This is a genomic window from Rhodobacter sp. CZR27 (assembly GCF_002407205.1).
Classification (GTDB): Bacteria; Pseudomonadota; Alphaproteobacteria; order Rhodobacterales; family Rhodobacteraceae; genus Cereibacter_A.
The window spans coordinates 183,313-193,105 of sequence record NZ_CP023550.1 but is presented as its reverse complement, the minus strand read 5'-3'; the positions used below and the strand labels follow the sequence as shown (position 1 = coordinate 193,105).

Annotated in this window: 7 protein-coding genes; 3 read left to right on the top strand and 4 right to left on the bottom strand. The window is 72.8% G+C overall.

Going from position 1 to position 9,793, the window contains the following annotated elements:
• Positions 1–8: 8 nt before the first annotated feature.
• Both CK951_RS20645 and CK951_RS20640 read right to left on the bottom strand, forming a co-directional pair.
• A complete protein-coding gene (locus CK951_RS20645) occupies positions 9–818 on the bottom strand; it encodes a methyltransferase, TIGR04325 family (protein ID WP_096788087.1) in 810 nt (269 codons plus the stop codon).
• Positions 815–2,254, bottom strand: a complete 1,440-nt coding sequence (locus tag CK951_RS20640) for an oligosaccharide flippase family protein (protein WP_157764705.1) — start codon at positions 2,252–2,254, stop codon at positions 815–817. Before CK951_RS20640 ends, CK951_RS20645 begins: the two co-directional genes overlap by 4 nt.
• A gap of 322 nt (positions 2,255–2,576) precedes the next feature.
• Between CK951_RS20640 and CK951_RS20635 the strand changes: the two genes are divergently transcribed.
• On the top strand, positions 2,577–3,539 hold the full coding sequence (locus CK951_RS20635) for a glycosyltransferase family 2 protein (protein WP_232520808.1): 963 nt from the start codon (positions 2,577–2,579) through the stop codon (positions 3,537–3,539).
• A gap of 86 nt (positions 3,540–3,625) precedes the next feature.
• Here CK951_RS20635 and CK951_RS20630 read toward each other — a convergent pair whose 3' ends face one another.
• The gene (locus CK951_RS20630; protein ID WP_096788085.1) at positions 3,626–4,438 is read right to left on the bottom strand and encodes a class I SAM-dependent methyltransferase; all 813 of its coding nucleotides are present in this window, start codon (positions 4,436–4,438) and stop codon (positions 3,626–3,628) included.
• Positions 4,439–4,944: 506 nt separating this feature from the next.
• Here CK951_RS20630 and CK951_RS20625 point away from each other — a divergent pair.
• Positions 4,945–6,363: a hypothetical protein gene (locus tag CK951_RS20625; protein ID WP_157764704.1), complete on the top strand. Its 1,419-nt coding sequence runs from the start codon at positions 4,945–4,947 to the stop codon at positions 6,361–6,363.
• Between the two features lie 189 nt (positions 6,364–6,552).
• Positions 6,553–7,881 carry a polysaccharide pyruvyl transferase family protein gene (locus CK951_RS20620; protein ID WP_157764703.1) on the top strand — a complete coding sequence of 443 codons (1,329 nt, stop codon included), beginning with the start codon at positions 6,553–6,555 and terminating at the stop codon, positions 7,879–7,881.
• Here the strand turns inward: CK951_RS20620 and CK951_RS20615 are convergent.
• Positions 7,868–9,343: an FAD-dependent oxidoreductase gene (locus tag CK951_RS20615; protein WP_157764702.1), complete on the bottom strand. Its 1,476-nt coding sequence runs from the start codon at positions 9,341–9,343 to the stop codon at positions 7,868–7,870. The two genes, CK951_RS20620 and CK951_RS20615, sit on opposite strands and share 14 nt — an antisense overlap.
• Between the last annotated feature and the right edge of the window lie 450 nt (positions 9,344–9,793).

Sequence of the window (9,793 nt, the reverse complement as noted above, 5' to 3'; positions counted from 1 at the left end):
TATACCGCTCATACGGCTTTCGGAGGATCGGAGGTCAGGGCAAAACCCCGGCTGGTGCTTGCTCCCAATGCCGGATGGGTGGCAATCCGGTGGCTGAGGTCGGGAATCACCCATTCATCCGCCAGATGAAATCCCAGGGTATCCAGCTCGCGCCTGAATTGAGCGTGGTCCCGAATGCGATAGGGAACCCGGGTTTCCCCGATCCGCTCCAGCGTGACCACTTCGGGACCGTCCCGCGTGGCAACCTTGTTGAGGAGGATGACGGACGGACGGCGGGCCAGCCGGCCGACAAGCTCCGAGAGCGGCTGGTCAAGGTATTGCAGCAGGCCCGAGGCCAGCAGCACATCGGGGGCCGGGCAGTCGGCCGGATCCTCGTGGAACCGCAGATGCGCGGGCAGATGCCCCTCGGCCTGAAGCCTGCGCCCACGCCGGACGATGGCGGGCAGATCCTGGACCGCCCAGGTGATGCCTGACAGGTTCAGGAGCCGGCCGAAGGCGGTGTGCTTGGTGGCGAGATGTCCTCCGGCGTCCAGCACCGTCATTCCGGGCTTCAGCACCCGGTCGAGCCAGAACAGCACCGGATAATCCCACAGATGCACCTGGATCATCGCCTCGAACGAGACCTCGGTCGCAGCCTCGTGGTCATAGCCCGCCAGCTGTCCGGGAGGCACGGCCGCGAGCGCCTCGGCCACGCTGCCATAGGCGCCCGCGAAGCGCGGCGGCCGGGGACCGTACTGGCGCAGCCGGCCGATCACGGTCCGGGCGGGCAGTCTGGCGCTGGCCAGGCCGCGCCGGGCAAGCGAGGTCAGCCGGTTCATGAGGCCGCCCTCGCGCGCCGCAGAAGCAGGGCCGCACCCCGCCGCGCGGCTCCGGGATAGGCGAGGGCGAGGCCCGCGGCATAGGTCGCAAGCACCGGCAGCGCGACCGCGACGAGGCGCAGCAGCGGCGGCAGGGAGGCGAGGGCCGGCTGCATCCGCAGCAGCAGCAGCAGGGCCACCCCCGCACCGAGGGCGGGCAGCGCGCGGAAGCCGGCGGACAGGATCGGGCGCCAGTCGAGACCCGCATGGCGCTGCTGCAGCCAGATGCTGGTGACAAGCGCGATGGCGGCCGCCAGCGCCTGCCCCAGCGCCACCGCCATGATGCCGAAGGGTCCGGTGACCAGCGCCAGCCCTATGGCCACGCCCGCGTTGAACAGCGACACCCGCGGGATCCGCCGCACCTCGCCCGCCAGCGAGAGCAGGGCTTCGGAGGCATAGGTCGGCAGCAGCAGGCACTGGGTGAGGGCCACGACCGCGATCACCGGCGCGGCGGGGGCCCATTCGGGGCCGAGCAGGCCCGTGACGAGGGTCTCGCCCTCGAGCGCGATCCAGACGAAGACCGGCACGCCCAGGACCAGGAGGGCCGGGAAGAAGATCCTCGCCTCCTCCTGGAAGCCGCGGGTGCTGCCGTGCCGGCTGAGGGCACTGCGGAACATGCTCCAGGCCATGATGCGGGCGGTCTCGCTCATCACCTCGGCGAAGGCGCCCACCAGGCGCTGCGCCAGCCGGAAGTAGCCGACGCTGGCCGGGCCGAGGAAGCCGCCGATGACGAAGGTCGCGGCATAGATCCGGAAGGTCGAGATCGTCCGCGCGGCCAGGATGTTGCCCGAGAAGTGCATCAGCTGCCCCAGCACCTCGCGCTCCATCCCCAGCCGGGGGCGCAGGCGCAGGATGCGGAGCGCGAGCGCGAGCTGCACGGCCTGCTGGACGAGCCGCCCGTAGGCCAGGGCGAAGATGCCGTGGCCCTCGAGCAGCGCCCAGACCGAGACGGCAAAGCCCGCGGCCTCGCCCAGCATCAGCGCCACGGCCGAGGCGGCCAGCCTCTCGCGGTGCAGCAGGAGCCCGTTGTACGCGCCCCAGATCGTGGCGAGGCAGATCCACAGGCTGAAGAGCATCCCCAGCCGGCCCGCGTCGCCGAAGCCGGGCCAGGCCTCGACCGCCAGCGAGACCCCGAGGCCCGCGCCCCCCATCGCGAGGCCCGACAGGATGGCCATGGCCAGCACCTGCGCCGGCACCTGCGCGTCACCTGTCCAGCTCATCACGAATTCCGCCCAGCCGGCCTGGGCCACGCGCAGCGCGATGACGGCCACGGCCGAGACGAGGGCGAAGACCCCGAACTGGGCGGGCCCCATGATGTGGGCGGCCAGCAGGAAGACGGCGAGTTGCGAGGCCTGCGACAGCACGCGGGCCATCGTGGTCAGAACCCCGGCCTTCACGATACTGGGACGCCTTTCCCGGCGGGGCGCCTCCGCACCGATATCAATCGTCAAAAGAAAATCTCCAGCGGTTGAAATTCCGCCCGGTTCCGGAATGAAACGAATCGTCCTGTCTTCCCGGATGGTCGGCCACCGGCCGAAGTCTGTCCATTTCCCCAGAAGGCGTGCCCGGGGCGGTCCCGCCTCCTTACTGGCGCGGTTTCGGACGCTTTCGGCGCAGGGATGCGGAAAGCGGTTGCCCGAAGCCGCCGGACTGGCATTATCGGCCCCGGTGTGGTCCGGCGTCATTGCCAGAGGGCGGCCGTCTCGGCCGCGCCCATCCATGAACATGACCCTCGACGGCGCCAGTCCCGCCGACATCCGACCCGATCCCCTTCCCCCGGCCGCCCCGCCGTCCGGTGACGGCCCGTCCCTGCCCGCCGGGATCCTCGTCGCCATCGCCACCACCGGCCGGCCCGAGGTGCTCTCGCCCACGCTTGCCGCCGTGGCGGGGCAGAGCCGCCCTCCGGATCGGATCCTCGTCTGCGTGGCGGGCAGCACCGACCTGCGGCTCGATCCCGCGATCGCGGGGCTCGGGCTACTGGCCGCGCCGAAGGGGCTGACGCGGCAGCGCAACGCCATCCTCGACCGGGTCCGGCCCGGCGAGATCGTGCTGTTCCTCGACGACGACTTCCTGCCCGCCCCCGATTATCTCGAGCGGCTGGAGGCGGGGTTCCTGGCCCATCCCGAGGTGGTGATGATGACCGGCCGGGTGCTGGCGGACGGGATCTGCGGCCCGGGCCTCACCCATGCGCAGGCGGCGCGGCTGGTGGCGGAGGCCAGCCCCGCGCCGCCCGCGCGGCTGACCGAGGTCCACAACGGCTATGGCTGCAACATGGCCTTCCGTGCCGGGCCGGTGCTCGGGGGCCTGCGCTTCGACGAGCGGCTGCCGCTCTATGGCTGGCTTGAGGATGTGGACTTCTCGCGCCGCCTTGCGCCCTTCGGGCGGATCGTGCGGAACGAGGCGCTGCGCGGCGTGCATCTCGGCGTGAAGTCGGGCCGGACCAGCGGCCTGCGGCTGGGCTATTCGCAGGTGGCCAATCCGCTCTACCTGATCGGCAAGCGCAGCATGGCCCCGCGGCGCGCGCTGGCGATGCTGGCGCGCAACCTGGTCGCGAACGGCCTGAAATCCCTCCGCCCCGAGCCCTGGACCGACCGGCGCGGCCGGCTCCGGGGCAACCTGATCGCGCTCGGCGACCTGGTCCGCGGCCGGATGCGACCCGAACGCGCGCTCGACCTGCCCTGAGGCGGCCCGGGGCAAGCCTCCGGCGGCAGGTCCGGCACTGGCCGGGGTGGCGGGATCTCCGCGCGTCCGGCCGCGGGCTCCGTCTCTCAGCCCCGGGGCTGCGACGGCCGCAGGACGGCCCGCCGGATCCGCCGGGCCAGCGGTTTCAGCGGCTTGGGCACCAGGCCCTTCGCGGCCTGCGCAAGGGCGGCGCGGGGGGTGGCCTGACGGACGGCGCCGAGCAGCAGCTCCGGATGGACGCAATCCATGAAGGCGATGTTGCGGACCGGACCGCAGGCATGGGCGGCAAGCGTGCCGATGGCGGGCGACTGTGCCTTCACGTAGAGGAAGGTGTTCTGCTGATACCAGTGGTCGATCTCGGGATCGCCCCAGAACACCGGGCGGAACAGGTCGAACGGCCGGTAGTCCTGCTTCAGGAACAGGCGGGCCCAGTGGCTCGGGCGCTGCTCGTCCGGAGGGCGGGTGCCGTTCCGGGCGGTGAAGGCCGCGCCGAACATCACCACATCGGCAAGGCCGGTCAGCGAGGTCACCAGGGTCTCGGCCGCGGCGGGCGGCAGGGGCCCGGCCACCTCGAGCGCCATGGCGAGATCGAAGCGTTCCTCTCCCGGCAGGCGGACCGGGCGGCTCAGGTCCACCACGCGGAAGTCGATGGCGGGATCGACCAGGTTGCCGGGGCCGTTCCAGTCGCCGTCGAGCCCCACCATGCGCTCGGCCCCGGTCTCGTGGAAGGCCTTGAGCCAGGCGCCGCGGCCGCAGCCCAGGTCCACCACGCTGCACGGCGCCAGGATCGAGGCCAGCAGACCCGCATACTTCCGGCCGCTGCGATAGGAACTGTCCAGGTAGAACCGGTAGAAGTCGTCGTCGTAGGGCCCGGACGAGTCCGGCTGGAACTGGTTCATGCTCGGCTCCGTGAGGGGGAAGGCGCGGATCGCTCCGGGAAGGAGAGGCGGAACGGGAAGCGGCGGGGCCTCCGGGGAAGGGGAAGGGTCGGGCCGTCCATCGGAAAGAGCCTCGGGCGGTCATCCGGAAGACCTGGCAATGCCTGGATGGAGCGGCGGTCCGAAAGGGCGGAAGACGGCCCGCACGTCGCCTCGATCCCCGATATCCGGCCGGATGCGGGACGATGTTACGCGCTCGCCACCGGCGCACAAGCGACCCCCGCCGGCGGCCCCGCGCCGCATTTCTGCGGAGCCCCCTCCGGAGGGGGCGCGCCCTGCGCCGCCGGTCCGGCGTGCCGCGCCGGAAGGATCGGCCGGCCAGGCGGGCCTCCCTCTCCCTGCGGCGGTGCCCACGCCTTGCGGCGGAGGACGACCAGCCCCTTGGCGGGGGGCGCGGGGAAGGGAATTCCGCTGCCGGGCGGGCGCTTCGTGCTATGCTCGGCCATCATCCGGTTCGATTTGCGTTCATGATATTTTATCCGCTGTCCCTTGCCGTCCTGGCGATCTGGCTGGTCCTGGTCCTGCGCAGGCTCGACGATGGCTTCGTCCTCGCCATCGCTCTCCTGCCGTTCGGCATGTTCGCGGCCCTCGCGCTGCCGGCCCTGGGCGGGCTGTCCATCATCGCGAGCAGCCTTGTCGCGGCCCTGACCGGCGGCCTCGTCATCGTGGCGAGCCTTCTGGGGCGGGGGGCGCCGGTGCTGACCGCCTCCACGCTCGTGCTGGGGTTCTATGCCGCCTATGCCGCCTTCTCGGCGGTGGTGCTGGTCCGGCTCTTCGCGGGCCAGTTCGAGGTCTTCACCCTCGCCCGCAGCATGAAGGGCGTGCAGATCAACCCGTTCTTCTCCAGCGTGCCCGTGCCGCTGCGGCCGGGCTCGTCCAACATCTCGCAGAGCTTCTACATCCTGCTCAGCTTCCTGGTCTTCCTGACCTTCAAGGACTCGCTGCGCCGCCGCGGCATCGCCTGGGGCGACCGGGCGCTGGTCATCGCCGGCACGCTGAACATCGTGCTCGGGCTGATGGACCTGGCCCGGCTCGACCCGATCCTCGCGCAGGTGCGCACCGCCACCTATGCGCTCGCGAACGAGCAGACCATGGGCGGCTTCGCCCGCATCGTCGGCGGCTATTCCGAGCCCGCGTCCTTCGGCGGCGCCTCGGCCGCCTTCTTCGCCTATTTCACCGCGGCCTTCATCGGACGGCGGCGGGGCCGCGACCTGGCGCTTGGGGCGGGCAACGGGCTTTGCACCATCGCCGCGCTTTCGGCTACCGGGCTGTTCGCGATGGGCGTCGTGGGGCTGATGATCCTCATGGGCGCGCTGCCGTCGATCCTGCGGCCCCAGCAGCGCCTGGTGGTGATCGGATCGATCGTGGGGATCTGCCTGTTCCTCGCCGGGACCTGCCTGCTTCTGGCCTTCACGCCGCTGCCGGACCTCGCCGCCAGCCTGTTCGAGCGGATCTTCCTGGCCAAGGCCGACAGCTCCTCGGGCATCGAGCGGAAGGCCTGGGCGCTCTCGGGCTTCGCCGCCTTCCGCGAGACCTGGGGGCTGGGGGCAGGGGCGGGCTCGCTCCGGTCGAACGGGCTGGTCGCGGTGCTTTTGGGCAGCGTGGGGCTGCCGGGAACGCTGGCGCTGGCCACCTTCCTGTGGCTTGCGGTCGGCCGGTCCTGGCGCGGCGCCGAGGCCGGCACCTTCCAGGCCGCGCGGGCGGGCGTGGTGGCGATGCTGGCGGCGGCGGGGCTCAGCGGGACCTCGCCCGATCCCGGCCTGCTGATGATCACCTTCTGCGCCATCGCCTGTGCCATCCGCGAGCATCCGGACGTCGCGGCGCCGGCCCGGGCCGAGGCGCGCCCCCTGCCCGGACGGCGGGCGGGCCACGGCCGAACCGCATGAGCCCGCGGGAGGCTTCCCGGCCCGCGGCCGCACGCCCCGATCCTGCCGGGAGGCCTGCCCATGCCGCCCCGGCCCGTCCGGGACCTCCGAAGCCGGCCCCCCGGCCGGCCGGGCGATCCCTGTCGCTCTGCCTCCGCCGGAACCGGGGCGACGCCGGCCCCTCCTCTGCAAGGTGACCCCATGCCATCGATGTCCAGACCCCTCTTCGATCGCCCCCGCCTGCGGGCCCCGGCAGCGGGGCCGGGCGCGGGGCTGCGTCGGACGGGGCCCGATCCTGCCCCGGGGACGGAGGAGCCGCCGATCGCCGACGCCGGCCCGGCCCGCGCGCTCCGGATCCGCTGCTTCAACGCGAGGTTCAGCCCGAACCTCGGCGACGGGCTGCTTGCGCAATGCCTGGAGCATCGGCTGGTGGAACTGGGGGCCGATCCCGACACCCGCTCGATCGACCTGGCGGCCCGGACGTCCTTCGGCAGCGGCCTGCCGGCGCGGGGCGCGCTGCTGGCGACGCTGGCCGCCCTGCCGGGGCCGGCCCGGCGCCTGGCGCTTCGCGGCCCGCTGGCGCTTCTCGGCTGGAAAAGCTGGCGTCCGCATTACCGGGCCGGGCTCGAGGGGGCGGATGCCGTGGTGATCGGCGGCGGCAACCTGCTGGCCGATCTCGACCTGAACTTCCCCACCAAGCTCTCGCTGGCGCTCGAGGAGGCCCGCCTGCGCGGCCTGCCGGTGGCGATCCATGCCTGCGGCATGTCGCGCGGCTGGTCGCAGGCGGGCCTGCGCATGGTCGGGCGCGCGCTCGCGCGGGCGGACCTGCGCGCGGTCTTCCTGCGGGACGCGGCGTCCTGCGAGGCCTGGAACGAGTTGCTCGCCCCCTTCGCGGGGCGGAAGGCCGAACTGGTCCGCGACCCCGGCCTGCTGGCCTCCCGGGTCTTTCCGCAGCCTCCCCGTCCGCGGGGCGGCCGCCCGGTGGCGGGCCTCGGCGTGACCAGCGCGGTGGCGATCCGCTATCACTCCGACCGGGCCCCCGACGAGGACCGGCTGGAGCGGTGGTTCCTCGATCTGGCGCAGGGCCTGATCGGGTCGGGCCACGAGGTCCGGGCCTTCACCAACGGCAGCCCCGAGGACCGCGCCTGCCTCGACCGGCTGGCGCCGCGGCTGGCGGCCATGGGCGTCCGCCTCCTGTCGCCGGACACGCCGGCCGCGCTTTGCGCCGCGATCGGCGGGCTCGACGTGCTGGTGGCCTTCCGGCTGCACGCCCTCATCGCGGCCCATTCCTGCGGCGTGCCCACAGTCGGGCTGCGCTGGGATCCCAAGCTCGATGCCTTCATGGCCGCGATCGGGCGGGGGTCCTTCCTGCTCGACGTGACGGAGGCCGCGCCCGCCGAGGCGCTGCGGCTGATGACCCGCGCCCGGCAGGAGGGCCTGCCGCCGGGCGAGCCCGAGGGCATCGTCGCGGCGGCGGCGGCGGATGTCGCGCGCCTCCACGCAGCCCTTGGCCCCCGGCCCGGGGTCAGCCCGGGCTGACCTGCCGCAGGGACAGGCTGCGGGACAACTCCTCCCGCACGCGGCGGATCACCAGCGACGAGACCGGCAGGTATTCGAAGCGGCCCTGCCGGCCCACCGAGACGATGCCCAGCCGCTCGACCTTCTCGATCAGGCGCCGGGCGGTCTCGACATCGCCCAGCTGGTAGAGCGGATAGGCGGCCTCGACCACGTCATGGCCTTCCAGCGCCACGTCGCGGGCGATGCCCAGCCCCTCCACATGGGCCTTGAAGTCGCGGAAGGCCTCGGCCGGATCGGCCGCGGCGCCCGGGGGCAGGGTGACCTCCACCGACAGGAACTCGCGCGGGGTCTGCCGGTCGGGATAGAGCCGCGAATGGATCGTGGCGCGCTTCCAGCGGCCTTCGGCGTGGAAGTTGAACAGGACGTTGCCGGCCCCGGGATCCAGCCAGTCGGCCGAGACGAAGAGCGAGAGCAGGTCGATGCTGAGGAGGCCCGAGCCCGTGCCGAACACGGCCCTGTGCAGCGCATCCAGCGGGATGGCGCTGACCAGCGCCCCGGCCCGGTGCCGGCCGGCGGTCGTGGTGACGGTGAAGCCGTCCGCCGCCGCCTCGACCCCGAGCAGCCGTTCCTGCAGCCGGAAGCGGACCGAGGCGGCCTCGAGCGCCTGCCGGATCGGATCGAAGAGCAGCGCGGTGCCCCCCGAGGGCCGGACCCGGAACGGCCAGCGCGGCGCGGCCTGCGGGGCGGGGCGGGTGGCGGCCCGCCAGGCCATCGCCAGCAGCGCCCCGGGACGGGTTGAGCGCTCGACATGCGACATGCGCCGGACGAAGAATTCCTGGTCGATGGCCGAGGCAGGGCAATGGTGGAAGCGCGCGATGTAGCTGGCAAGGCCGGTGTCCTGGTAGAAGGTCCGGCCCAGCCGCGACCGGCAGATCGCCTCGAGCGTGCCGTCCGGCCGCCGCAGGACCCGGCCGGCCAGCAGGTCGGCCACGGCCCGGATCTTGCGCCGCAGCGGCCAGTCCTGGATCTCGCGCAGGGCCAGCGGATATTGCAGCAGGCGCCCCTCCGGCCCGACCCGGCGTTCCATGCGCCAGACCGGGGGGCACAGGTCCCGAACCCCGGGCGCCAGGGCGAAAAGCTCGGCCGTCTCCTCGTAGAAGATGCTGCCCCGGTCGAAGGTATAGGGGCCGATCTCGTGCGAGCGATGCGCGCCGCCGCAGCGGTCGGACTGGTCGATGACCGTGACCGCAAGGCCGGCCGCCGCCAGCACCCGCGCGGCGGCAAGCCCCGCCACGCCCGCGCCAAGCACGATCACGCTGCCCGGAGCCACGGCCTCGCGCAGCGCGGGCCCCGCGGACGGCCCCCTGTGCGGCCTGCCGCTGCCGGCCTCGCTGTCCGGGGCGACGGCCGGATGATCCTCGACCGGGATTCGGCCGGGGTTCCCGGGGCGGGCCGACAGGCCGGGGTCGAGGCGGAGGGCCATGGGCTACTCCGCGGAAGACGGCGGAGGGGCGGTCACGGGCCGGGAAGCGGGGGAAGGCCGCGTGGCAGGTCGCGGATCCGCCAGACGCGAGGCGTTCATGAAAATACCTCCGGATATAATCGCTTCGTCAAAATTCAGGTACTGAAGGCGGAGCAGCGGGGGGCTGCTTCACCGGACAGGTTCCCGAACCTGAATCATCTGGCAGGGTGGCTGACCGGCTGTCGGAAGGAAGGTGGAAAATTCGTATGAGGATCAATTAGAGGTAGAGATCTTCCGGCCGTCAATTGGCAATATGGGTGATCGGATCGGCCGGAAGGGGAGGGGAAGCCCTTGCCGAACCGCATCCCTGCGCCGCCCAAGGTGCGATGAGGTCCCGCGCCTGCCCCGCCCCCGCGGATCCGGCCCCGGATGGATCGCCGCGCGGGCGACGCCCCGGCCGCAGGACCCGCG